At 62.1% G+C, this 24,980-nt stretch carries 13 protein-coding genes and 1 pseudogene; 6 read left to right on the top strand and 8 right to left on the bottom strand.

What is annotated here, in order from left to right:
• Positions 1-108 precede the first annotated feature (108 nt).
• The 4 genes from LIX91_RS19680 to LIX91_RS19665 form a co-directional block, all read right to left on the bottom strand.
• Complete coding sequence (locus LIX91_RS19680; RefSeq protein ID WP_074819409.1) at positions 109-327, bottom strand: MbtH family protein; 219 nt, start codon at positions 325-327, stop codon at positions 109-111.
• Positions 328-408: 81 nt separating this feature from the next.
• Complete coding sequence (locus LIX91_RS19675) at positions 409-1,821, bottom strand: aspartate aminotransferase family protein (RefSeq protein WP_100072627.1); 1,413 nt, start codon at positions 1,819-1,821, stop codon at positions 409-411.
• A 164-nt stretch (positions 1,822-1,985) separates the two neighbouring features.
• Entirely contained in the window at positions 1,986-14,999 is a 13,014-nt protein-coding gene (locus tag LIX91_RS19670; protein WP_230412607.1) for a non-ribosomal peptide synthetase, read from the bottom strand.
• A 95-nt stretch (positions 15,000-15,094) separates the two neighbouring features.
• A complete protein-coding gene (locus LIX91_RS19665; RefSeq protein WP_003415997.1) occupies positions 15,095-15,853 on the bottom strand; it encodes a thioesterase II family protein in 759 nt (252 codons plus the stop codon).
• A 316-nt stretch (positions 15,854-16,169) separates the two neighbouring features.
• Between LIX91_RS19665 and LIX91_RS19660 the strand changes: the two genes are divergently transcribed.
• Positions 16,170-16,706: an RNA polymerase factor sigma-70 gene (locus LIX91_RS19660; RefSeq protein ID WP_003319375.1), complete on the top strand. Its 537-nt coding sequence runs from the start codon at positions 16,170-16,172 to the stop codon at positions 16,704-16,706.
• A gap of 77 nt (positions 16,707-16,783) precedes the next feature.
• Here LIX91_RS19660 and LIX91_RS19655 read toward each other — a convergent pair whose 3' ends face one another.
• Positions 16,784-17,308: an SgcJ/EcaC family oxidoreductase gene (locus LIX91_RS19655; protein ID WP_003406965.1), complete on the bottom strand. Its 525-nt coding sequence runs from the start codon at positions 17,306-17,308 to the stop codon at positions 16,784-16,786.
• 192 nt (positions 17,309-17,500) lie between these two features.
• Here LIX91_RS19655 and LIX91_RS19650 point away from each other — a divergent pair, with 192 nt between their 5' ends.
• Genes LIX91_RS19650 through LIX91_RS19635 form a run of 4 tightly spaced genes read left to right on the top strand, consistent with a single transcriptional unit; the run spans position 17,501 to position 22,147 of the window.
• Positions 17,501-18,685, top strand: coding sequence for a sensor histidine kinase (locus LIX91_RS19650; RefSeq protein ID WP_100072629.1), 1,185 nt, complete (start codon positions 17,501-17,503; stop codon positions 18,683-18,685).
• The gene (locus tag LIX91_RS19645; protein WP_004410300.1) at positions 18,682-19,350 is read left to right on the top strand and encodes a response regulator; all 669 of its coding nucleotides are present in this window, start codon (positions 18,682-18,684) and stop codon (positions 19,348-19,350) included. Before LIX91_RS19650 ends, LIX91_RS19645 begins: the two co-directional genes overlap by 4 nt.
• Positions 19,347-21,686: an ATP-binding protein gene (locus tag LIX91_RS19640; protein ID WP_226489004.1), complete on the top strand. Its 2,340-nt coding sequence runs from the start codon at positions 19,347-19,349 to the stop codon at positions 21,684-21,686. Before LIX91_RS19645 ends, LIX91_RS19640 begins: the two co-directional genes overlap by 4 nt.
• On the top strand, positions 21,683-22,147 hold the full coding sequence (locus LIX91_RS19635; protein WP_003406975.1) for a response regulator: 465 nt from the start codon (positions 21,683-21,685) through the stop codon (positions 22,145-22,147). Before LIX91_RS19640 ends, LIX91_RS19635 begins: the two co-directional genes overlap by 4 nt.
• On the opposite strand, the gene LIX91_RS19630 is transcribed toward LIX91_RS19635, so the two are convergent.
• Together LIX91_RS19630 and dusA are read right to left on the bottom strand one after the other, a co-directional pair.
• On the bottom strand, positions 22,148-22,579 hold the full coding sequence (locus tag LIX91_RS19630) for a universal stress protein (protein ID WP_003415966.1): 432 nt from the start codon (positions 22,577-22,579) through the stop codon (positions 22,148-22,150).
• A gap of 111 nt (positions 22,580-22,690) precedes the next feature.
• Positions 22,691-23,710, bottom strand: a complete 1,020-nt coding sequence (gene dusA, locus LIX91_RS19625) for a tRNA dihydrouridine(20/20a) synthase DusA (RefSeq protein ID WP_032656166.1) — start codon at positions 23,708-23,710, stop codon at positions 22,691-22,693.
• 102 nt (positions 23,711-23,812) lie between these two features.
• Here dusA and LIX91_RS19620 point away from each other — a divergent pair.
• A pseudogene (locus tag LIX91_RS19620) lies at positions 23,813-24,072 on the top strand (site-specific integrase); the annotation flags it as partial.
• Between the two features lie 114 nt (positions 24,073-24,186).
• Here LIX91_RS19620 and LIX91_RS25900 read toward each other — a convergent pair.
• Complete coding sequence (locus LIX91_RS25900; protein WP_373365801.1) at positions 24,187-24,975, bottom strand: methyl-accepting chemotaxis protein; 789 nt, start codon at positions 24,973-24,975, stop codon at positions 24,187-24,189.
• Positions 24,976-24,980 lie beyond the last annotated feature (5 nt).

Below are 24,980 nucleotides of genomic sequence, written 5' to 3'. Positions count from 1 at the left end.
AGTTCTCGACGCTCTGCGTCGCAAAGAGGACGCGGAGCGTCCGGAACGGCATGACGACGCGGAGCGTCGCACGATAATCGTAATCGAAGTATCCGTCCAGACCTTCAATCAGGCCGTCTGCGCTTCCATTTTCTGGCGCAGGCTCAGGGGGCGCATGTCGGTCCAGACTTCTTCGATGTGGGCCAGGCATTCTTTCTTGAAGCCGCTTTTGCCCACGGTGCGCCAGCCGTTGGGGATCGCCTTGTAGTCGGGCCAGATGGAATACTGTTCTTCGTGGTTGACTACAACTTGAAAGACGATGTCTTCCCGATCGAATACTGAAGTCATTGCTGCTCTCCATGTGTGTTCAGGGCTGCCGTGCCAATTCATGGCAGCTATAGGGATTGAACGTATCACTACGTCGAAAAATTAAACCTGGGCGACAGCGGCGTTCAACGCACGGCCAAAGATCTCTGCCACTTCGTCGATCTGCTCGGCGGTGATGATCAGCGGTGGCAGAAAACGTACCACGCTGGCATGTCGACCACCCAGCTCCAGAATCAACCCGCGCTTGAGGCATTCACGCTGGATCAGTGGGGCCAGACGCGCAAATAGCGGCGGATGTCCCTGTGCATCGCGCGCACCGGACGGGTCAACCAGTTCGACACCGAGCATCAGCCCGCGCCCGCGAATATCGCCCAGTTGCGGGAAGTCACGCTGCAAGGCACGCAGATGCCCGGACAGCCGCGCGCCCATGGCTGTCGCGTGTTCGCAAATGGAGTGCTCCTGAAGATAGCGCATGACGGCAGAACCGGTAGCCATGGCCATCTGATTGCCGCGAAAGGTCCCGGCGTGAGCGCCTGGCAGCCAGGTATCCAGCCATGAACGATAGACCACCACCGCCAGTGGCAGACTGCCGCCGATGGCTTTGGACATGACCACCACGTCCGGGATGATCCCGGCATGTTCGAAGGCAAACATCTTGCCGGTGCGTGCGAAACCGCTCTGGATTTCATCGACGATCAGCGCCACGCCGGCCTTTTCGGTGATGCGTCGCACGCCGCGCAGCCAGTCCAGATCAGCAGGGATGACTCCGCCCTCGCCCTGCACCACTTCAAGAATGACCGCTGCGGGCAATTGCACGCCGGCTTCCGGGTCGTTGAGCAGGTTTTCCAGATAATGCAGGTTGGCGCGCACGCCCTGTTCACCGCCAAGCCCGAATGGGCAACGGTAATCATAGGGGTACGGCAGAAACTGCACGCCTGTGCCGAGCAACGCACCCAGCGGCTTTTTAGGCCCCAGGCTGCCCATCAGGCTCAATGCGCCCTGGCTCATGCCGTGATAACCGCCCTGAAATGACAAGACCGTGCTGCGTCCGGTAGCGGTACGCACCAGCTTCAACGCGGCTTCCACCGCATCGGTCCCGGTTGGGCCGCAGAACTGAATCTTCGCCTCATCGGCCAGCGCTGGCGGCAGCAGGCCGAACAGGTCCTGAACAAACTGGTCTTTGACCGGCGTGGTAAGGTCCAGGGTGTGCAGCGGCAACTCGTCGGCGATCACCTGCTGGATCGCTTCGATAATCACTGGATGGTTATGCCCCAACGCCAGGGTGCCCGCGCCTGCCAGGCAATCGATGAAGCGCCGCCCTTCGACGTCCTCAATGTGAATACCCTTGGCGCGTTTGAGCGCCAGCGGTATGCGCCGCGGGTAGCTGCGTGCGTTGGACTCCTGGCGACTCTGTCGGGCCAGCAGTGGCGATTCGTCGAACTGGTAGAGCGTCTCAGCCGCAGCCGGGGCAACCCGTGTCGGCTGGTCATCGATAAACCTGGTAGCGACTGACATCTGTGCAACCCTCAATACGCGGCTTGAATGACCCGAAGCATGGACGTTGGCGCATGCCGCCTCAGGTGTGTGTTCGTTGCTTTGAAAACGCGCCAGCGGGCTGCGGATTTACACCCGGTAACGAGTTTTTTATCCGCAGCCCCACCTCTCCGACGAGAGGCTGATCAGAGCCCTTCCAGTTCCGCCATCAAGTCCGCCAGACGGTCGAATTTCTGCTCGTCGACCTGTGCTCCGCCAAGGCTTTCCAGGTGCTGCGCCAACGCCTGAACGGTGCTGAACTCGAACATTGCCCGCAACGGCACGTTACGCTTCAAGCGCTTCTGCGCACGGGTCACCACCTGGGTCGCGAGCAGCGAGTGCCCGCCCAGCTCGAAGAAGTTGTCGGTAATACCCACGCGCTCGACCTTGAGCACATCGGCCCAGATCGTCGCCAGCTGCTGCTCCATCTCCGTCTGCGGCGCCAGGTAATCCTGCTGCGCAAGGCTGACGTCCGGCTCAGGCAGGGCCTTGCGGTCGAGCTTGCCGTTCGGGGTCAGCGGCATGGCCTCCAGCAGCACCAGATGCGTCGGCACCATGTAGTCCGGCAGGCTGGCCTTGAGGTGGTTTTTCACCTCGTCACGCAGAGCCTCGTGATCCTGCGTCGCGGAACGCGGCACCAGATAGGCCGCCAGCACCTTGCCCAATGGGCCGTCGACGTCCAGCACCACTGAATCACGGATAGCGGGATGCTCCAGCAGACGGGTTTCGATTTCGCCCAGCTCGATGCGATAACCACGAATCTTCACCTGATGATCGACCCGGCCGACGTACTCCAGCACGCCGTCCTTGCGCCGCCGCGCCAGGTCACCGGTGCGGTACAGACGTTCGCCCGGCGCACCGAACGGATGCGGCACGAACACCGGCACGGTGCGCAGCGGATCAGCGACATAACCACGACCGACACCGGCACCGGCTACGCACAGCTCACCGACGGCACCCAGCGGCACGAGGTCCAGCGCATCGTCGAGCAGGTACAGACGATTGTTGTCGGTCGGCGAACCGATCGGCAGATAAGCGCTGCGAGTGGACTGCACATCGACCCGGAAGAACGCCACATCGTCGGAACACTCGGCCGGACCATAGGCATTCACCAGGCCGATCTGCGGGTAACGTTGCAGCCACTGGCTGGCCAGTTCCGGCGGCATGGCTTCCCCGGTCGGCAGCATCCAGCGCAGGCTGTCGAGCGCTGCCTGCGGTTCGGCGAGCAGGCCGGTGATCAGCGACGGCACGCTTTCCAGCACACTGATGCGCTGCGCCTGAACATGCGCCAAAAGGGCCTGCGGGTCACGGGCGATGTCGTTCGGCACGATGTCCACCCGAGCACCAAACAGCGGCGCGGCGAGAAACTGCCAGACCGAAATGTCGAAACTCTGCGAGGCGGTCTGGGCGATCACATCGCGTTCGCTCAGGCTCAGGTAAGGCACCTTGCTCAACTGGTTATTGAGCATGCCGCGCTGCTCGACCATCACGCCCTTCGGCAGCCCGGTAGAGCCTGAGGTGAAGATCACATAAGCGAGGTTGTCCGGCGCGCTGTAGCGACCAGGGTTGTGCTGCGCGGAATCGCTCTGCTGCACGTTTTCCCAGACCCGCAACTGCGGTCGGCTCGACTCAGGCAGCGCATCAAGTAACGCCCTGCCCTGTTCCAGACACTCAGCGCTGCACACCAGCAGCGGCGTGGCGCTCTGGTCGATGATGCCGCTCAGACGCGAGTTCGGCAGCGCCGGGTCCAGCGGCAGGTAACCGGCACCGGCCTTGAAGCTGCCGATGATCATGCCGAGTAATTCAACACCGCGCTCGGCGAGCAAGGCAACCGGCTGATCGAAACCGACACCAGCCTCGATCAGGGCATGGCCCAGACGGTTGCTGGCGATATTCAGCTCGGCATAGCTGAGCTGGCGACCCAGGCAACTGACCGCAATGCGCTCCGGATGCGCCGCGACCTGTGCTTCGAACAGTTCGACATAGCTTTTATCCAGCGGATAAGCGTGATCGCTCTGATTACAGCCGTCGATCAGGAAAGTGCGTTCCTGCTCACTGACCAGCGCCAGCTCGGCCATGTCGCCATGAAAGCCTTCGACCAGCGCCAGCAGCAGGCGCTTGAACTCACTGAGCATGCTCTGCACGGTGGATTCGTCGAAATAGCGCTGGTCGTAGGACAGGTGCAGGCCCAGGTCATCGCCCGGATAGCAGACCGCGGTCAGCGGGTAGTTGGTGTGGGTGCGCCCGGAATCCGAGGTGGCATTCAGGCTTTGCGCACGGTCCAGCACCGAGACCTCGACCGGCGCGTTCTCGAACACGAACAGGCTGTCGAACAGCGGCTGGCCCTTGGGCAGCTCGCTGTTTTCCTGAATGGTCACCAGCGGCAAGTACTCGTACTCGCGCAGTTGCATGTTGCTGTCCAGCAACTGGCCGAGCCACTGGCGAACGCTGCAACGCTGGTCGTCAGCCGGCATGCCGACACGCAGGGCGATGGTGTTGATGAACAACCCGACCGTGCGCTGCATCTGCGGCAGTTCCACCGGCCGCCCGGCCACGGTAACGCCGAACACCACGTCGCGATCACCGCTCATGCGCCGCAGGGTCAGCGCCCACGCCGCCTGGGCGAAGGTGTTGACGGTCAGTTGATGCTGCTGCGCCAGTTCGCGCAGTTGCGCACCGTCGCGTTCATCGAGACGGGTGTAGCAGTCGCCCACCACCATGCCACCGCTGTCGCCGGCATGTTCACGCAGGAACGGCCGGTCGCTGGGGATCGGCGTAGGCCGCTCGAAGCCGCGCAGGTTATCTCGCCACCAGTCACGCGCCTGCGTCAGGCCTCGGCGTTGCAGCCAGCCGATGTAGTCCCGATAGCGCGGTGCGGGGGCCAGTTGCGCATCGCGACCTTCGCCCAGCGCGGTGTAGATGTCGAAGAAGTCGTTCATCAGCAGCGAGCGGCACCAGGCATCGATCAGGATGTGGTGGTTGCTCATCATGAACCAGTAGCGCGCCTCGTCGACGCGGATCAGGCGCAGGTGGAACGGCGGCTGATCGAGCAGCGCGAAACCGGCCTCGCGCTCGGACTTGAGCAGGGCCTGCAAACGCGGCTCCTGCTGCTCCGCCGGCACGTCACGCCAGTCCAGATACTCGATTGGCGTGCTGCCCGGTTTGTGAATGACCTGCAGCATGGTTTCGCCGATGTTCCAGCAGAACGAGGCACGCAACGCTTCGTGACGGGCGATGACCGCTTGCCAGGCCTGGGCGAAACGCTGCGGGTCCAGCGCGCTGTCGATGCGGTAGCGGTCCTGCATGTAATACAGCCCGGTGCCCGGCTCAAGCAGGGTGTGCAGCAGCATGCCCTCCTGCATCGGGGTCAGCGGGTAGACGTCCTCGATGTGGCTTGGCGGAACCGGCAGCGCGTCGAGCTGCGCCTGATCCAGAGCAGCCAGCGGGAAGTCCGACGGCGTCAAGCCGCCGCTGCCATCGGCCAGGCAATGGGCAATCAGCGCCTGCAGGCAGGCCAGGTAATCCTGCGCCAGCGCTTCGATGGCAGCGGGTTCATAGCGCTCGGCACTGAAAGTCCAGCGCAGCAATAACTCGCCGCCGTACACCTGACTGTCGATGCTGAGTTCGTTGGGCAGCGGCGCCTGCGGATCGTGGGCCGCGCCTGGCGACTCTTCCAGCGGGCGGAACAGCGCGTCGTCAGCGAAGCTCTGATCAAACTGGCCTAGGTAGTTGAAGGTGATCGGCGCCACCAGCAGTGCCTGCATGGCAGCCTTGCTGGCGCTGTCGGCCAGGTAGCGCAGCACGCCATAGCCCAGCCCCTTGTGCGGCACCTGGCGCAGTTGCTCCTTGATCGCCTTGATCGAGTCGCCCGGTGCCGAATCGGCAGCCGGCGCTGGCGTCAGGCGCAGCGGATAGGCGCTGGTAAACCAGCCCACCGTACGGGTCAGGTCGATGTCATCGAACAGGTTTTCACGGCCGTGACCTTCAAGCTGGATCAGCGTCGACGGCTGCTCGCTCCAACGGCAGACCACCTGTGCCAGCGCGGTCAGCAGCAGGTCGTTGACCTGGGTTCGGTAGGCACTCGGCGCCTGTTGCAGCAGTTGCCGGGTACGTTCGGCATCCAGGCGCACGCTGACCGTCTGCGCATGACGATTCTGCCGACCGCCCTGCGGGTTATGGCACGGCAGACTCGTCGCAGGACCGTCCAGCTGGCGCTGCCACAGGTGCAGTTCTTCACGTAACGATTCATTACCTGCATAGGCCTGCAGACGCGCGGCCCAGTCGCGGAAGGCGCTGGTCTTCGCCGCAAAGCGCACCGGCGCGGCTTCGCTTAATTGACGATAAGCAGTTTGCAGATCGTCGAGCAGCACACGCCATGACACGCCATCGACCACCAGGTGATGAATGACCATCAGCAACCGTTGCTGGCCCTGCGGACCGTCGACCAGCAAGGCGCGCAGCAGCGGACCGTCTTGCAGGTCGAGACTGCGCTGGGTGTCGGCGTACAAGGCTGCGCATTCGGCCATGTCGCTGACCTGCGCCTGAATCAACAGGGTGGTGTCGGCGGACACTGCGCGGTGTTCTGCCTGCCACGTGCCCTCATGCTCGGTGAAACTCAGGCGCAGGGCATCGTGTTGCTCGAGCAGCGCACGCAACGCCTGCTCAAGGACGTTCGGGTCCAGCGCGCTGAGCGGCTCCAGCAGCAACGACTGATTCCAGTGCTGACTCCTGGGGATCGGCGTGTCGAAGAACCAGTGTTGAATCGGCGTCAGGCCGGAAGAACCGTCGAGCTGGCCCTGCTCGGCCTGAATCAGTTCGCGGGTGGTCGCCACGGCGGCCAGGGTCTGCACGGTCTGGTGCTGGAACAAATCACGCGGGCTGAAATGTATACCTAGCTGACGCGCACGGCTGACCACCTGAATCGACAGGATCGAGTCGCCGCCCAGCTCGAAGAAGTTATCGTTGAGGCCGACTTTTTCCACGTTCAACACCGCACACCAGATTGCCGCCAACTGTTGCTCCAGCTCACTGGCGGGCGCTACGTAGTGTTGACGATTGAGCTCCGGGTCTGGTGCAGGCAAGGCACGGCGGTCAAGTTTGCCGTTGGCGGTCAGCGGCATGCTGTCGAGCAGGATCAGGTGGGTCGGCACCATATAGTCCGGCAGTTGCGCCTTGAGGTGCGACTTGAGCGCTTCACGCAATTGCGTCTGCGGCTCATCGCCCTGCCCGGCCACGTCGCTGACCAGATAGCCCGCCAGCTGCTTGCCCGACGGCGTGTCCAGCGCCAGCACAATGGCTTCGCGAACGGCTTCGTGCTCCAGCAAGCGGGTTTCGATTTCACCCAGCTCGATGCGGAAGCCGCGAATCTTCACCTGATGGTCGATACGCCCCAGGTATTCCACCAAACCGTCGGCGCGCTGGCGCACCAGATCGCCGGTGCGATACAGACGTCCGCCATTGCTGGCGAATGTATCGGCCACGAAGCGTTCGGCAGTCATGCCGGGGCGCTGGTGATAGCCTTGCGCCAGGCCCGCTCCGCCGATGAACAGCTCGCCGCTCGCGCCCTGGGGCACCAGCGCCAGATCGGCGTCGAGAATGTACGCCACCCTTGCACCGACCACGCGACCGATCGGCACGCTGGCTTCGCCCTCCTCCAGTTGCTGCGGGGCCAGACTGGCCAGCGGCATGACCACGGTTTCGGTCGGGCCGTAGGCATTGAACAGCAGCTCGGGCTGGAACACCGCACGGATGCGTTGCAGGTGTTCGCCGGTCAACGCTTCGCCGCCGGTGATGCACATGCGCACCGGCAGGGTCTGGCCCTGGGTCGCCAGCCACTGCGCCAACTGGCTGCCGTAACTGGGCGTGAAGCCGAGAATATTGACCTGCTGCTGACGAATCAGCGTGCAGATTTCTTCGGCGTCCCACTGCCCCTGAGCACGCAGCACCACACGCGCACCGCTGAGCAAGGGCACCAGCAGACGCTCGGTAGCGGCATCGAAATTGATCGAGTAGAAATGCAGCTCACAGTCGTCAGGGCGCATGTCGAAGCGTCGGATCACCGCCTGGCAATGCATGGCGATTTCACCATGGGACACCACCACGCCCTTGGGTTTGCCGGTCGAACCGGAGGTGTAGATCAGATACGCCTGATGCTGCGGCAGGCTGATGAACGGCAGTTCATCGGACGAAAAAGATTCCAGCAGCGGCTGATCGTCTTCCAGGCACCCGCGGGCCACCCCCTCAGGCAACTCGCCCAACGCGGTAAACAGGGCACGATCGCTCAGCAGCAACCCGACGCCGCTGTCTTCGATCATGTAGTGCAGGCGTTCCAGCGGGTATTCCGGGTCAAGCGGCACGTAAGCGCCACCGGCCTTGAGGATCGCCAGCAGGCCGACGACCATGTCCAGCGAACGCGGCAGCGCCAGACCGACGCGAACCTGCGGGCCGACGCCGCGTTCGCGAAGCATCCAGGCCAGTTGATTGGCCTTGGCGTCCAGCTCGGCGTAGCTGAGGGTTTGCCCGGCGAACGTCAGCGCCGGCGCGTCTGCCCGCCGTTGTGCCTGTTCGGCGAACAGGCTGTGAATGCATTGGTCGAGCCGTTGTTCACCCGCTTCGACGCCGAGGCTGTCGAGCAGATGCTGACGCTCTGTGTCCTGCAGCAGCGGCAATTCACTCAAACGCTGTTGTGGATCAGCGAGCAGCGCCTGCAGCAGGTTCAGCCAGTGCTCGGCCATCTGCGCGATGCGCGGTTCGTCGAACAGATCGGTGCTGTAGGTCAGGCAGCAACCCAGACGGTGGTCCAGTTCGGTGACTTCCAGATTGAGGTCGAACTTGGTGGCTCGCGCATCGTTGACCAGGTACTCGACAGTCATGCCCGCCAGTTCGCGGCTTTGCTGGAACTCCCAGCGTTGCACGTTGCACATCACCTGAAACAGCGGGTTGTAGGCTGCGCTGCGTGGCGGTTGCAGGGCTTCGACCAGATGATCGAACGGCAGGTCCTGATGCGACTGGCCTTCGATCACCGTGTGGCGAACCTGTTCGAACAGCTGGGCGACGCTCATCTGCCCGTCAAGCTGCACGCGCAACACCTGGGTATTGAGGAACGCGCCGATCAGCCCTTCGCTTTCCGGACGAATGCGGTTGGCCACCGGCGCGCCGATGCGCAAGTCGTTCTGGCCGCTGTAGCGGTAGAGCAATACCGCCAGGGTGGCGGTCATGGTCATGAACAGGGTCAGGCCGTTGCGCGCATTGAATGCACGAACTTTCGCGGCCAGGTCGGCGTTCAGGTCGAAGCGATACAGTTCGCCCTGATGGCTTTGCACCGGCGGACGCGGTCGGTCCGCAGGCAGCTCCAGCAATGGGTGCTCGTTGCCCAACTGCGCGGTCCAGTAATCGAGCTGGCGCTGGCGTTCGCCGGCTTCCATCCACTGCCGCTGCCAGACGCTGTAATCCAGGTAATGCACCGCCAGTGGCTTCAGCGGCGATGGTCGTCCTTCGAGGAAGGCTTCGTAAAGCTGCCCCAGTTCGCGGGCGAAAATGTCCATCGCCCAGCCTTCGGTGACGATGTGGTGCAGGGTCAGGACAAAGTAATGCTCAAGGTCGCTCGCCTTGGCCAGACACGCGCGCAACAACGGTCCGGTTTCCAGATCGAAGGGCTGGTGCGCCTCGCTGTCGGCCAGTGCCTGAATGCGTTGCTGACGAGCCTCGGCGGGCAACGCAGAATAATCCTGCCACTGCACGCGCAGGCCGGACTGCTCGCTGACCTGCTGGCACGCTACGCCGTTGACGCTCGGGAACGTGGTGCGCAGGGTTTCGTGGCGCAGGATCAAGGCTTGTAGCGCTGCCTCGAAGCACTCGATGTTCAGCACGCCTTTCAGGCGCGCCATGCCGCCGACGTTGTAGGCCGGGCTGTCCGGTTCCATCTGCCAGAGGAACCACATGCGCTGCTGGGAGTAGGACAACGGCACCGGCTGGCTGCGGTCGACACGGGCAATCGGTTGCAGGCTGCTGCGTGCGCCGGACTGCTGAATGGCCTCAACCTGTTCGGCAAACGCGCCCAGTTCGCTGGCTTCGAACAGCGTCCGTAACGGCAGGTCGATGTCGCACGCCTGACGCACGCGGGAAATGATTTGCGTGGCCAGCAACGAATGCCCGCCCAGCTCGAAGAAATCATCGCGCAGGCCGACACGCGGCACGCCCAGCACCTGTCGCCAGACAGCGGCGATCTGTTTTTGCAGATCGGTCTGCGGCTCGACGTGTTCGCGAGTCTGCCATTGCGGCTCGGGCAAGGCGCGACGATCCAGCTTGCCGCTCGGGCTCAGGGGCATGCTGTCGAGGCGCACCAGCTGCGCCGGGACCATGTAATCCGGCAGCTCCAGGGCCAGTGCCGACTTGATGCGCTCAGCCTCGACGTTCTGCCCTGCTTCGGCGGTGTAGTAACCGATCAGTTGCGGCCCGGCAACGGTTTCGCGCAGCAGCACGGCTGCCTGGCCTATGCCTGGCTGGGCCAGCAAACGCGCTTCGATCTCTTGTGGTTCGACGCGGAAACCGCGCAGTTTGACCTGCTGATCCAGACGACCGAGGTATTCCAGCGCGCCATCGGCGGCCCAGCGTACCAGGTCCCCGGTGCGATACAGGCGCTCACCCGCTTGCCCCAGCGGATCGGCGATGAAGCGCTCGGCGGTCAGCCCGGGACGCCTCAGATAGCCACGCGCCAGACCGATGCCGCCGATGCACAGCTCCCCGGCCACCCCGCGTGGCAGCGGATTCAGTTCGCTGTCCAGCACCCGGCACAGCACATTGCCCAATGGCCGGCCGATCGGCGAGCGCAGGCCGTCGCTGATCCGGCACTGCCAGTGGGTGACGTTGATCGCGGTTTCAGTCGGGCCATAGCGGTTGTGCAGCTGTACGCCGGGCAGTTGCTCGAGCACCCGGTTGCGCAGCTCGCCGGGCAACGCTTCGCCGCCGGAAAACAGCCGACGCAGGCTGCTGCACTGCTGCGCCAGCGGCTCATCGATGAACAGTTGCAGCAGCGGCGGCACGAAGTGCAGCGTGGTCACCGAATACGCGTTGATCAGCTGCGCGATGCGCTGCGGATCGCGGTGTTCGCCAGGGCCTGCCAGCAGCAGACGGCAGCCGGTGATCAGCGGCCAGAAGCACTCCCACACCGAAACGTCGAAACTGATCGGTGCCTTCTGCATCAGCACGTCGCTTTCATCCAGTGCGTAGGTGTCCTGCATCCATTGCAGGCGCTCGGCCAGGGCCGCGTGAGTGTTGCCGACGCCTTTGGGCTGACCGGTCGAGCCGGAGGTGTAAATCACGTACGCCAGGTTGTCGCCGTGCAGGTTCAGACGCGGCGCACTGACCGGCCAGTTGTCCAGGTGCAGGGTGTCCATGGCGACCGTGCACACGCCCTCGGCGCTCGGCAGGTCGCCCAGCAGATGGCTCTGGGTCAACAGCAGTTCGACCCCGCTGTCCTGCAGCATGTAGGCGAGTCGATCCATCGGATAGTCCGGGTCTAGCGGCACGTAAGCCCCGCCTGCCTTGAGGATCGCCAGCAGCCCGATCAACAGCTGCGGCGAACGCTCGGCGGCGATCGCCACCTTGATGTCCGGACCAACGCCCTTGTCGCGCAGGTAATGCGCCAGGCGGTTGGCCTGCGCGTGCAGGCTGGCGAAGTCGAGGCTGCCGCCCTCCCACACCAGTGCGATACGTTCCGGGGTCTGCCGCGCCTGGCGGTCCAGCCGTTCAGGCAACCACAGCGTGGCCGGCGTGCAAGACGCGGCGCTCCATTGCGCCTGTTGCTCCTGCTCCTCGGCGCTGAGCAGTTGCACGTCACCCAGCGCGAGCTGGGCCTGCTGACTGACCTGCGTCAGCAGACGTACATAGTGCCTAGCCATGGCGACGATGGTGTCGTGCTCGAACAGTTCGTCAGCGTAATCGAAGGACAGCGTCAGGCGGCCGTTGCGGTCCTCCTCGCTATGCAGTTGCAGATCGAACTTGGCCTCGCGGCTGTGCCACGGCAGCTCTTCGGCCAGCAGCCCCGGCAGACGACGCAGCGCGCCGAGGTCGCGTTGCTGGTGGTTGAACATGACTTGAAACAGACCGTGCTCGCGCGCCTGCGGAAACGCTTCGACCAGTTGCTCGAACGGCACGTCCTGATGGGCCTGGGCTTCAAGCGCCGCCTGCCGGGTCTGGGCCAGCAGGGTCGAGAATGGCAGACGCGGGTCCAGCTCTGCGCGCAGCACCAGGGTGTTGATGAAGAAGCCGATCAGGCCCTGAGTTTCATGGCGTGGCCGATTGGCGCCGGGCACACCGATGCGAATGTCGGCTTGCCCGCTGTAACGATGCAACAGGGTCTGGAACCCTGCCAGCAGGAACATGAACGACGTCGATTGCCAGGCTTGCGCGGTGTTGCGCACGGCGGCGCTCAGTTCGGCAGTCAAGCGCAGGCTGTAGCGCGAGGCGCTGTGCTGCTGGCGGGCCGAACGCGGATGGTCAGCGTTCAGCGTCAGGACTGGCTGTTCATCACCCAGTTGCTGCTGCCAGTAAGCCAGTTGGCGCTCGGCCTCGCCGTTCGCCAGCCATTCGCGCTGCCATTGGCCGTAATCGGCGTAACGCAGCGGCAACGGTGCCAGCTCCAGCGTCTGGCCCTGAACAGCCGAGGCGTAGAGGCGCGAGAATTCGTCGATCAGCACATTCAGCGACCAGCCATCGGCAATGATGTGGTGCAGCGTGACCAGCAATTGATGCTCTTCTTCGTCCAGTTGCAGCAGCGTGACGCGCAGCAAAGGGCCGTGTTGCAGATCGAACGGCAAGCGCGCCTGTTGTTCGCGAATCGCCACGGCCCGTGCCTGACGCTCGGCGCTGGGCAGGTCGCTGATATCGAGTGTGTCGAGGTGAAATTCACTTGGCGCGTCGATACGTTGCAGGGCCACGCCGTCCTGTTCGTAGAAGCGCGTACGCAGCGATTCATGGCGCTCGATAAGGCGCTGGAAGCTGGTGCGCAACGCAGTGCTGTCCAGTTCACCGCGCAGATGGAGCCCGCCGGGAATGTTGTAGGCGCTGCTGTGCGGATCGAGCTGCCAGAGGAACCACAGGCGGTTTTGGGCCATGGACTGTGGCAGATGCTCATTGCCGGGCAATCGGGCGATGGCGCTCTGTGTCTGGCTGTCGCCTTGCGATGCGGCGGTCTGCAGCGTTTTGACCTGTGCCGCGAAGGCCGCCAGTGTCGGTGCTTCGAAGAGCAGTCGCAGGTTCAGGTCGATCCCCAGCGTTTCGCGCAGGCGGGCCACGACCTGGGTCGCGATGATCGAGTTGCCGCCCAGCAGGAAGAAATGGTCGTCGGCACTGACCTGCTCGCACTGCAACTGCTCGCACCAGACTGTGGCGATCTGCGCTTGCAGGTCCGAGCCGCTGCTTGGGGCACAGCCTGAAAGAGTGGCATCGCTCGCAGGAAACACCGCGTAGCTGTCCAGGCTGCCGTCGGCCAGACGCGTGCGGCAGGCCGAGCGCTGCAATTTGCCGCTGGAGGTCTTGGGCAGCGCGCCCGGATTGAGCAGCACCACGACACTCGGCGCTTCCTGAAACGCCTCGGCCACGGTCTGCCGGATGATTTTGATCAACGCGTCCGGCGTGAGGGTTTTCTGCACGCTGCGACTGATTTCAGCAGCAATGCCGATGCCTTCGCTACCGTCCTGAGTGACGGCAAACGCCGCCACCCGGCCTTTGCGCACGACATCCACCTCGCTCTCGATGAGCTTTTCGATGTCCTGCGGGTACAGGTTTTGGCCACGAACAATCAGCATGTCCTTCAGGCGGCCGGTGATGTACAGCTCGCCGTGACGCTGAAAACCCAGGTCGCCGGTGCGCAGCCAGGTCTGCCCGGCATGCTGCACGAATGCCCTGACGGTGGCCTCAGGGTTGCGCCAGTAACCGTGGGCGATGCTCGGCCCGCTGGCCCAGACTTCGCCAACCTGATTTTCGTCGAGCACCTGCAGGCTGACCGGGTCGGCGATCAGCACGCCATGCCCTGGCTGGCCCGTGCCGCAGCTCATGATCGGCATACCGTCACCCGGTTCTACGACATTGCGCGCCAGCGCCTGCGCGTCCAGGCGCAGCGATGGAATACCCTTGCCGCGCTTGCCTCCGGCCACATACAGCGTCGCTTCGGCCAGGCCGTAGGACGCCATGAAGCTGTCAGGCGTGAAGCCGCAACTGGCGAACTTCTCGGCAAATGCGCTCAGGCTGTCTTCGCGAATCGGCTCGGAGCCCGAATACGCCACACGCCAGCGACTCAGGTCCAGACGCTCCAGCGCAGAATCGCTGACCCGTGCGCTGCACAGCTGGTAGGCAAAGTCAGGCCCGCCGCTGATGGTGCCGCCGTATTCACTGATCGCTTCCAGCCAGCGCAATGGCCGGGCAAGGAAGTACGCGGGAGCCATCAGGATGCATGGGACGCCGCTGAAAATCGGCTGCAACAAGCCGCCGATCAGACCCATGTCGTGGTACAGCGGCAGCCAGCTGACAATCACGTCGTCCGGGTTGACGTCGATGCCGAAGCTGTGGCGGATCAATGACTCGTTGGCGACCAGATTGCCATGCGTGACCTGCACGCCCTTGGGCAGTGCGGTCGAGCCCGAGGTGTATTGCAGGAATGCGATGTCGTCGGCCTGCAGCTGCGGGCCCTGCCAGTCTTGTGCCGGGGCAGCAGGCAACGTGTCGACACAGAGCAATGGCGGTGCATCGGCGGCGCAAAGCTCGTCCATCTGCAGCAAGGCAGGCTGCAAATCGGAGCCGGTCAGCAGCAGACGCGGCTCGGCATCGGCGATGATCGACAGCAGTCGCTCCTGGTGATGGCGACGATTGGATTCCGGCGGATAAGCCGGCACGGCAATGACCCCGGCATACAGGCAGCCGAAGAACGCCGCGACATAGTCCGGCCCGCTATGGAACAGCAGAATCGCCCGATCTCCCGGCACAGCCTCACGTTGCAATGCAGCAGCGATGGTCCGCGCGCGCAGGTCCAGGTCACGGTAGGTCAACACCAGGCCCTGGTCTTTCTCATCGGTGAGAAAACGCAGCGCCAGCCGATCCGGCGTGTGCAAGGCGCGACGCTGAAGAGCCTGAGCCAGAGTGTCGGGGAGTTCAAACGCATCCATGATGGGGTTCCTGCTAGATTCGGCGTGCCAGATAAAATCTGAATTTCAAAAAAGACGCGCGCCCTGCAAGGAGGCCGCGTGCGGAGCAGACAGGGTCAACCGGCGGCCCGGTTCATTTGCCGTGACGCGCTGTTGCGCCAGCGTGTCAGGTGCTGTTCGCAATAGCGCCGCAGCAGACGGAGCAGCTGCGTTTGCTCGTCGACCAGATAAAAGTGATGGCCCTCGAACATGTCCAGAGAGAAGCCGGTGCAGGTCTCCTCCTGCCAGTCGAGCAGCTGCTCGACGCTGATGCTGTCCTGCTTGCCGCCAAATACATGGATCGGCACGCTGAGCGGCTCGCGCCTGCCATACACAAAGCTGCCGCAGAGCAGAAAATCGGCGCGCAGGATCGGCAGCATCAACTGCATGAGCTCCTGGTTGGCGATGACGTTTTCGCTGGTGCCTTTTAACGTGCGCAATCGGTCGAGCAGTTGCGCATCAGTCTTCGCAGTGGCGTATTCGCTGACATCGCGACGCACCGGGCCGGCAGTCGCCGATGCGAACAGCGCCAGCGGCGCAGGCAGACCGCGCTTGCGCAAGGCGTGCGCCAGCTCAAAGGCCAGCAGCCCGCCCAGACTGTGACCAAACAGCGCATAGGGCTTGTCCAGTTCGGCACTGATCTCGTCGGCCAGATGATTGGCCAACTGCACGATGTCGGTCTGCAAGGGCTCGTCCATGCGCATGCCACGACCGGGAAGCTCCAGCGGGCGCACGTTCAGCCACTCTGGCAATTTGCGCCGCCAGGGGCTGTAGAACATCGCGCTGGCCCCCGAATAGGGCAGACAGAACAGCGTCAGGCTCACCGGCGTGCTCATATCGAAACCGTCCGTCTGTGGGCACGGATGTAACAGCGGCGATGCGCGTGATCGGAACGCATGGGGTTCTCCTGAGGTATTCCCTGGCCGCAACCGTGGTCGGGCCTGTCACCAATGAGAACGGATGGCGTCTGCAAATAATTAGGCGGATGCACGCGGTGAAGACATGCAGGACAAAAGCGCCCTTTTAAAGTGCGCTGATTGGCTTTCGCATTTGACAATAATTATCATTAAGGATAATTTGTCGCCCCATGTGATGGCGCTGCTCCTTTCATGCGGCCCTCCCCTCCATTGTTGAAGCAGCAAGGTGAATTCCATGACGGAACACGTAATCACAAGTAAGTGCGACTCACCCTTACTCCAGGCATTCGTCGATAACTACTTGCTGCTGGTCAAGATTGCGGCCCGCATCGTGGGTTGCCGCTCGCGCGCCGAAGACGTCGTGCAGGATGCCTTTTTCAGACTGCGCTCGGCACCGCAGGCCACGCTGACCTTCAAGGCACAGCTCAGTTACCTGTTTCAGATCGTGCGCAACCTGGCCATCGATCATTACCGCAAACAGGCACTGGAACAGAAATACACCGGCCCCGAGGCCGAGGGGCTGAACGTTGTAATTCAGGGTGCCTCGCCGGAAATCTCGCACATCAATTTCTCCAGCCTGGAGAAAATTGCCGACGCCCTGACCGAGCTGCCGCCCCGCACCCGCTATGCGTTCGAGATGTACCGCCTGCACGGCGTGCCGCAAAAGGACATCGCCAAGGAACTGGGTGTGTCGCCGACACTGGTCAACTTCATGATCCGCGATGCGCTGATTCATTGCCGCAAGGTCAATGGCGCCCAGGCCGAAGCCTGATTGCGAGCGGTTCAGACAGGCAAAAAAATCCGGAGCACTGGCTCCGGATTTTTGTTTTCAGCCTGGCAGACGACGGATCAGCGGCTGACCTGATACTCAGGCTGCACTTCCGGCATCGCCGAGGAGTGGTGGTTGAGAATCTTCCACTCATTGCCGACGCGGTGGTAGAGGAACGAGTAACGTGCCTGTACCTTGGTCTTCTTGCCGTCCGGCGCCGTCAACGTGAAGGTGTAGACACCGTTGTCCGCTGCGGCATCAGGGCCCAGGCGACGAATCTCCCGGTAGTTGATCTCGCCGATCGGCTTGAGCGCCAGGAACTTGTCGAAGTAGTCCTTGATCTCTGCCGGAGTGGCACGCACCTTGTTGGAGACCGTAGGCTGCAGGACAGCGTCAGGCGCGTACAACGATGCGACGGTAGTGGAGTTTCCGGTTTGCAGGGCCTTGTTCCAGCGATCAAACAGACCGGCGATTTCCTTGTCGTTCACATTGCTTGGCGTCTCGGCCACCATGCGGTAGGTGTAGCCGGACGGCTCGGCAGCAGCGTGAACCATCGGTGCACTTACAGCCAGCAACAGGGCCAGGGCGGTCAATTTCGTTTTCATCGCTACTCTCCTACGGGGATCTGTTCAGGGATTCAGTGAGTGCCACTTTGCCCTCCCCGCCACGGCTCGCCATCGGCCAACCGGGGTTAACTGTGTATGCCGATCGGCAGATAGGCTTCACCTCCTGATACAGTTCTAATAGCCTTACTTCTGTTATGCCCGCGCGGGCATCAACCCTCGCTGGAGCACCCCATGCAAAGTCCTCCCCATGACCCGGCAAGCGCACTGGCAATCCGTAACCAGTATCGCCAGTCGCAAAGCCGCGCCGCACGTCTTCGTCTGCTGGTCGATACCGGCCAGGAGCTGACCCATCTGCCACCTCAGGCCATGCGCCAGTGCGTGCTGCAACGTGCGTGCGCATTCGTGGCCATGGACCATGGCCTGCTGCTGGAATGGAGTGCCGACAACGGTGTGCAGACCACCGCCAGTCATGGCAGTGCCGAACGCCTCGCCACGCTTGAAACCGCTGCCGACCCGCTGGCCACCGGCCCGCAATGGCTGGAGCGGCCCGCTGCCGACCTGCCGTGCATGCTGCTGTTACCGTTGCGTGGCGCCGACGAAGGCTCATTTGGCACCCTGCTGCTGGCCAACAGCGTGGGCATCAATGCGCCGGACAACGAAGACATCGAGTCGCTGCAATTGCTGGCGACGTTGCTGGCGGCGCACCTGGAAAACAATCGGCTGCTCGACGCGCTGGTGGTCAGAGAGCAGACCATGTCCGAACTGGTCCGCCAGTTGTTCACCGCTCAGGAAGACGAACGCAAACGCATGGCCTACGACCTGCATGATGGTCTGGCCCAGACCCTGGCCGGTCTGCACCAGCGATTGCAGGGCTTTGCCGGTCGCTGTCCGGAGCTGCCTGCGCCACTGGACGCCGATCTGCAGGCCATTCTCAAGCTGGCACAGCACTGCGTGGGTGAAGGTCGACAGTTGATCAGTGGACTGCGGCCGAGCGTGCTCGACGATTTCGGTCTGCTGCAGGCGGTCGACAAGGACGCCGACCGGTTGCGTGAAGCCGGAGTAGCGGTGCACTGGCGCTCGCGCTCCCTGACCCGCCTGCCCAGCCATCTGGAAATCGCCCTGTTCCGTATAGCCCAGGAAGGCATCAACAATGTGCTCAAACACGCCAGTGCAGGCCGCGTAGAATTGGCCCTGGAACTGAGTGAAGAGCACATTTCACTGCTGCTGGAAGACAACGGCAGTGGCTTCATCACCCAAAAACCGTTTAATGGCAAAGGCGTCCAGAAACTGGGCCTGGTGGCCATGCAGGAGCGCGCCAGCCTGCTCGGCGGCCGTCTGACCTGCGTCAGTCGGCCCGGGCACGGCACCCGACTGCGCGCCATCGTTCCTTTTACCGCAGACAAGGCAATGACATGACTGACACTGTGCGACTGGTTTTAGCGGACGATCATGAAGTGACGCGCACCGGGTTCGTCTCGCTGCTGGCGGGTCATCCGGAATTCGAAGTGGTCGGTCAGGCAGCCGACGGCCAGCAAGCCATCGATCTGTGCCTGGAACTGCAACCGGACATCGCCATCCTCGACATTCGCATGCCGGTGCTCAACGGGCTGGGCGCTGCGCGGATTCTCCAACAGCGCATGCCGGATCTGAAAGTGGTGATTTTCACCATGGATGACAGCACCGATCACCTGGAAGCTGCGATCAGTGCCGGTGCGGTGGGCTACCTGCTCAAGGATGCCAGCCGCGACGAAGTGATCGACGGCCTGCAACGGGTGGCGCGTGGTGAAGAAGCACTGAACAGCGCCGTCAGCGCGCGCCTGCTGCGGCGCATGACCGAACGCAACACCAGTGGTGCCGCCCTGCCGGAAACCCTCACCCCGCGTGAACGTCAGGTACTCGGCTTGGTAGCGGGCGGCTTCAGTAACCGGGAAATCGGCGAAAAACTCGGCATCACCACCGGCACTGCCAAGGCCCACGTGGAAAAGGTCATCGGCAAACTCGGCGCCTCGGACCGCACGCAGGCGGCGGTACGCGGTGTGGCACTGGGGCTGGTGAGCCAATCGACGAGCGACTGGCAATGACCGCACACGCCAGCAGTCGCTGGGAGGACCTTCCGCTACGCGGCAAGGCGCTGGTGGCTATTTCGCTGCCACTGGCGATTCTCATGTTCTCGCTGGTGCTGATCTATATCGCCGAGCGCCAGACTGCTCGGGCAGAGGAAGACGTGCGGCGTGTGCTGCTCGTGCAAGGCGATATCCAGACCCTTCACACCCAGATCGCAGAAGGTGCGGCCAGCGTACGTGGCTACCTGCTGACCCACCAGGAAGACTTCCTGCCCGGCTACCTCAACGCGCAACCGCTGATCGAGGCGGCGCTGGCCCGGCTCAACACCAATGTGCGTGACGAGCAGATGCGCGAACACCTGAAAGACATCGAGCCGCTGATCAACACCAAGGTCGAAGGCCTGGAAAAACTGCGCTCGATGAATAGCGAAGATCAGGAAACCGTCGCCCGTATCCTGATCGAAAACAAGTACGTACTCGACCAGTTACGCGAACGCATCGGCATCATGCGCGAGCGTGAAGACGCGCTGCTCGCCGAACGTACCGAGGCTGCGGCAGCCACCCGCGAGCGCCTGCTGCTGTCTACCCTGCTGGCCGCAGCCTGCGGAATCTTCGGTGCCATTCTTGCCGTGCTGATGCTGTCCAAAGGCATCGTCGCCAGGGTGCATCAGGTGCAACGCAACGCCCAGCGTCTGGCGCTCGGGCATCCGCTGCTGCCCCAGCCGCCTGAAAAGGACGAAATCGGCCAGCTCGGCACCCGGCTCGTCGAAGCCGGTCAATTGCTGGCCGAACGCGAACGCGCACTGCGCGACAACGAAGAGCGTTTGCGGCTGATCATCGAAGGCGTCAAGGACTACGGCATCTTCGCGCTGGACCGCAACGGCTACATCACCACCTGGAACGCAGGCGCCGAGCGTATCAAGGGGTACACGGAGCAGGAGATCATCGGCCAGCACTTTTCTGTGTTCTATCTGCAGCAGGAGTGTCCGCAACACCCCGACATGGCGCTGCATGAGGCCACCGTCAATGGCCGGTATACCGAAGAAGGCTGGCGCCAACGCAAGGATGGCAGCCGTTTCTGGGCCAGTGTGGTGATCACCGCGCAATACGACAGCAATGACGAGCTGCGCGGTTTCTCCAAGATCACCCGTGACATCAGTGATCGTCGCGTTGCCGAAATTGCCCTGGGCACTGCGCGCGAGGAAGCCGAACGCGCCAGCCGGGCCAAAAGTGAATTTCTGTCGCGCATGAGCCACGAATTGCGCACGCCGCTGAACTCGATTCTGGGCTTTGCCCAGTTGCTGGACATGGACTCCCCCGCCAGCCAGCGCCCGCAAATCGGTCATATTCTGCGGGCAGGCCAGCATCTGCTGAAGCTGATCAATGAAGTGCTCGACATCGCCAGAATCGAAGCCGGGCATGTTTCCCTGATCCTCGAGCCGGTATCCCTGTCGAGCGTGCTTGAAGAAGCGCTGGTGCTGGTCTCGCCAATGGCCGCCGACGCCAATATCGAATTGAAGCCCTTGCCGGTGCTGCCTGACGAGATCGGCGTAGTCGCTGATCGTCAGCGCTTGATTCAGGTGTTGCTGAACCTGCTGTCCAACGCCATCAAATACAACCGGCCCGCCGGACAGGTGCGGATTGAAATCGAGCAGACCGCCGAGCAGGTCACGGTCAGCGTAGTGGACACTGGCTACGGGATTGCGCCGGAGCGTATCGGACAGCTGTTCAAGCCGTTCGAACGCCTGGATGCCAACCCGAGCGTCGAAGGGACCGGGCTGGGACTGGCGCTGAGCAAAAGCATGCTGGAGATGATGCACGGCACACTGTCCGTACAAAACACGCCGGACGAGGGCTGCCGGTTCATATTGGCGCTGCCGCTTGTGCGGGTGCAGCCGCCTGCCGCTGCACTGCCCCGTCAAGCTGACATCGCCCTTGAGATCACGCCTGACACACGCTCACCTGCCCGCCCGGCCTATCATGGCAAACTGCTGTGCATCGAAGACAACCTGTCGAGCATGGCCCTGATTGAAACGCTGCTGCAACGCAGGCCTGGTATCCAGTTGCTGTCGAGCATGCAGGGCCAGCTGGGGCTTGATCTGGCGCGCCAGCATGCGCCACAGCTGATTCTTCTCGACCTCAACCTGCCGGACATCAAGGGGCTTGAGGTGCTGCAGCGTCTGCGCCACCTGCCGGCTACTGCCCACACGCCCGTGCTGATGATCACTGCCGACGCAAGTGATAAAGCCCATCGCGAACTGAAACAGGCCGGAGCCACGGCCATTGTGATCAAACCCATCCAGGTGCCGGTGTTCCTCGCCCTCCTGGACCAGTATTTACCGGAGCCCACATGACCGGCGACTTCCGCATTCTGATCATCGATGACCAGCGGCCCAACCTCGACCTGATGGAGCAACTGCTTGCCCGCGAGGGGCTGACCAATGTCCTGAGCAGCACCGAGCCGTTGCGCACGCTGGACCTGTTCAACAGCTTCGAGCCCGACCTTGTTGTGCTCGATCTGCACATGCCCGAATTCGATGGTTTCGCGGTGCTGGAGCAGCTCAACCGGCGCATACCGGCCAATGACTACCTGCCGATCATGGTCCTGACCGCCGACGCGACACGCGATACCCGCCTGCGCGCCCTGGCGCTGGGCGCGCGGGATTTCATCAGCAAGCCGCTGGATGCCCTGGAAACCATGCTGCGCATCTGGAACCTGCTGGAGACCCGCGCGCTGTATAAATCGCTGCGCGAGCTGGTGCCTGCGGAAAATATTGAACTGCTGCGCCAGCCGCGAACGCTGGCGCAGCAGTGATTATTTGATCAGCGTCACCGGCACCGATGCTTCATGGATCACCCGCGTGGCCACGGAGCCCAGCAGCAGGCCACCAAAGTTGCCGAGCCCGCGGGTGCCCATGACCACGGCGTCGCAGTCGAGTCGCTGAACTGCAGCCTCGACCTGTTCGGCCACGTTGCCCAGATCGACGTGTGCCTGAAACGGCACACCAGCAGCAGTCAACAACGCAACCGCATCAGCCAGCACCCGCTTGCCTTCATTGGTCAAGCCGGCCTTGACGCCATCAATCATGTCGGGAGCCAGATAAAGGCTGTAATCGATGGGGCTGGCCTGCACATTCAGGATATGTACCTCGAGCGACTTGGTGAGCTCGCCAGACAACTCGATGACATAGCCCAAGGCACGCATGGCGTGCTCGGAGCCGTCGAAAGGAACCAGGACTTTGTGCATGGGCGTTTTCCTTGTTGGGTTATGCGCTCAACATAACCGCAGCCCGATAACGCCGCTACTGGAATAAGCGGTTCCTTTGATTCAGCTCAGATCAACGCACGGCACAGGCGATCAATGCCCCTGCAGAAACGCCGCGGCCTGATCCAGCAACAGCATGGGATTTTCGGCCTTGTGTATGTCAACCGACAGCAACTGACGGAAGCGTCGCGCGCCAGGGAAACCCAGGCCAAGACCGAGCATATGCCGGGTGACGTGGTGCATGTTGCCGCCGCTGGCAATGTGCGCAGCAATGTACGGCCGCATCGACTCCAACGCATCGTAACGACTGATGACCGGCGCAGTGCTGCCGAACAACTGCTGGTCCACATGCGCCAGCAAATAAGGATTGTGATAAGCCTCACGCCCCAGCATCACGCCATCGAACGTCTGCAAATGCTCACTGCACTGCTCCAGCGTCTTGATGCCGCCGTTGAGCACAATCTCCAGGTCAGGAAAGTCAGACTTCAACTGCGCGACCACGTCATACCGCAATGGCGGAATATCGCGGTTTTCCTTGGGAGACAGCCCTTCGAGAATCGCGATACGCGCGTGAACCGTGAAACTCTGGCAACCCGCCTCCTGAACCTTGCCGACGAAATCACACAACTCGGCGTAGCTGTCACGGCCATTGATACCGATCCGGTGCTTGACCGTGACCGGAATACCAACCGCATCGCGCATCGCCTTCACACAATCCGCCACCAGCTCAGGATGCGCCATCAGGCACGCACCGATCATGTTGTTCTGCACCCGGTCACTCGGGCAACCGACGTTCAGATTGACCTCGTCATACCCCGCCTCTTGCGCCAGACGCGAACACGCAGCCAGATCCGCCGCCGTACTGCCACCCAGCTGCAATGCCAGCGGATGCTCGGTTTCATCATGCCGCAGGAATCGCTCACGGTCGCCATGCAACAAGGCACCGGTGGTGACCATCTCGGTGTAGAGCAAGGCATGCTTTGACAGCTTGCGCATGAAATAGCGGCAGTGGTGGTCGGTCCAGTCCATCATCGGGGCAACCGAAAAGCGCCGGGATAGTACTGGGGCCGATTCACCAGCATTTACGGGTTGTTTTACTTCTTCGATGCTCATCGATACTGATCTTTTATACAGCGGTTTATGGGCATCTTTGCTTGGATGTTGTAGCGCGTTGGTAATGTGTACCAACCCAAATCAAAAATGTACCCACTCAAAATAGGAACGATCAGCCCCTTCAAGCGCGAAGGCAACATGACTGCTGACTACGCGCAGATACGGATCAATCGAAACGGCCAGCCAGTTTATCAGGAAACCCGAACCTTCGACCGCAAGCAGGTGGCTTAAGCGTGGATGATGAAACGTGAAGCCGAGTTGGCGTGACCGGTACGATAGAGCGCTTAAACCGAAAAAGCGTCAGCGTTAAGCAGATGATCGCTCAGTCCCTGGACGAGTATGAGGAGGCTTGGCCTTCAGGCAATCCCGGTTTGTCGGAATTGCCTCGTGAGGAGAAAATTGGAACATTTTGGGTAAAGTGCTTTCCGGCGAGCGGCTAGTCCGAAGCGAGTCATAAGCTCCCGACTAGCCCTTTGTCACACAACGAACCGGTTAACCAGCTGATTCAGGTTAATCGCCAGTTTTGACATTTCACCGCAAGCACTGGCCGTCTGGCTGGCTCCCGCCGCACTTTGCGTTGCCAGCTCGCGAATACTGACCAGATTACGGTCAACCTCACGGGCAACATGCGACTGCTCTTCAGAGGCCGTCGCGATCATGAGATTACGTTCATTGATCTGAACAATGGCCGTTGATATTTGATCCAGCGAGGTACTCGCCTCCTGAGCGACACCCAGTGATTCGGTCGCAAGATCTTTACTTGTGTTCATCGCCTTCACGGCCAGCTCAGAATCGCTCTGAATGGCGGTAATCATTTGTTCAATTTCTTGAGTCGATACCTGGGTACGATGGGCCAAGGCCCTTACTTCGTCTGCAACGACCGCAAACCCACGACCTTGCTCACCGGCTCGTGCTGCCTCGATAGCAGCGTTCAACGCCAACAGGTTGGTTTGTTCTGCAATGGCCCGAATCACCTCGACAACTTTAGTAATGCTCTGCGCACGATTTGACAACCCCTGGATCTGCTCGCTCGTGTTTTCAACATTGCCCGTCAGCTTTTGAATTGACAGCAATGTCTGAGCCACCCGCGCCAAACCTACCTCGGTATAACCTTGGGTACGCTTTGACTCTTCGGAAGCTGACTCCGCGTTACGAGCAACCTCATCTACGGCGGCGCTCATTTCTGTTACCGCTGTGGCAGCCTGATTGACTTCGTCATTCTGGGCGACAAGGCCTCGACTCGACTCCTCAGTAACAACCGTCATTTCCT

Origin of the sequence: Pseudomonas sp. B20, from assembly GCF_020515755.1 — a bacterium.
Classification (GTDB): Bacteria; Pseudomonadota; Gammaproteobacteria; order Pseudomonadales; family Pseudomonadaceae; genus Aquipseudomonas; species Aquipseudomonas syringae.
Note: the sequence above shows the minus strand (reverse complement) of the source record. Positions and strands in the feature narration are given on the sequence as shown.

What these genes read in the sequence shown, in the direction of transcription:
- LIX91_RS19680 (WP_074819409.1), bottom strand. Translation starts at nt 327, where the DNA reads ATGACTTCAGTATTCGATCGGGAAGACATCGTCTTTCAAGTTGTAGTC.
- LIX91_RS19675 (WP_100072627.1), bottom strand. Translation starts at nt 1,821, where the DNA reads ATGTCAGTCGCTACCAGGTTTATCGATGACCAGCCGACACGGGTTGCC.
- LIX91_RS19670 (WP_230412607.1), bottom strand. Translation starts at nt 14,999, where the DNA reads ATGGATGCGTTTGAACTCCCCGACACTCTGGCTCAGGCTCTTCAGCGT.
- LIX91_RS19665 (WP_003415997.1), bottom strand. Translation starts at nt 15,853, where the DNA reads ATGAGCACGCCGGTGAGCCTGACGCTGTTCTGTCTGCCCTATTCGGGG.
- LIX91_RS19660 (WP_003319375.1), top strand. Translation starts at nt 16,170, where the DNA reads ATGACGGAACACGTAATCACAAGTAAGTGCGACTCACCCTTACTCCAG.
- LIX91_RS19655 (WP_003406965.1), bottom strand. Translation starts at nt 17,308, where the DNA reads ATGAAAACGAAATTGACCGCCCTGGCCCTGTTGCTGGCTGTAAGTGCA.
- LIX91_RS19650 (WP_100072629.1), top strand. Translation starts at nt 17,501, where the DNA reads ATGCAAAGTCCTCCCCATGACCCGGCAAGCGCACTGGCAATCCGTAAC.
- LIX91_RS19645 (WP_004410300.1), top strand. Translation starts at nt 18,682, where the DNA reads ATGACTGACACTGTGCGACTGGTTTTAGCGGACGATCATGAAGTGACG.
- LIX91_RS19640 (WP_226489004.1), top strand. Translation starts at nt 19,347, where the DNA reads ATGACCGCACACGCCAGCAGTCGCTGGGAGGACCTTCCGCTACGCGGC.
- LIX91_RS19635 (WP_003406975.1), top strand. Translation starts at nt 21,683, where the DNA reads ATGACCGGCGACTTCCGCATTCTGATCATCGATGACCAGCGGCCCAAC.
- LIX91_RS19630 (WP_003415966.1), bottom strand. Translation starts at nt 22,579, where the DNA reads ATGCACAAAGTCCTGGTTCCTTTCGACGGCTCCGAGCACGCCATGCGT.
- dusA (WP_032656166.1), bottom strand. Translation starts at nt 23,710, where the DNA reads ATGAGCATCGAAGAAGTAAAACAACCCGTAAATGCTGGTGAATCGGCC.
- LIX91_RS25900 (WP_373365801.1), bottom strand. Translation starts at nt 24,975, where the DNA reads ATGACGGTTGTTACTGAGGAGTCGAGTCGAGGCCTTGTCGCCCAGAAT.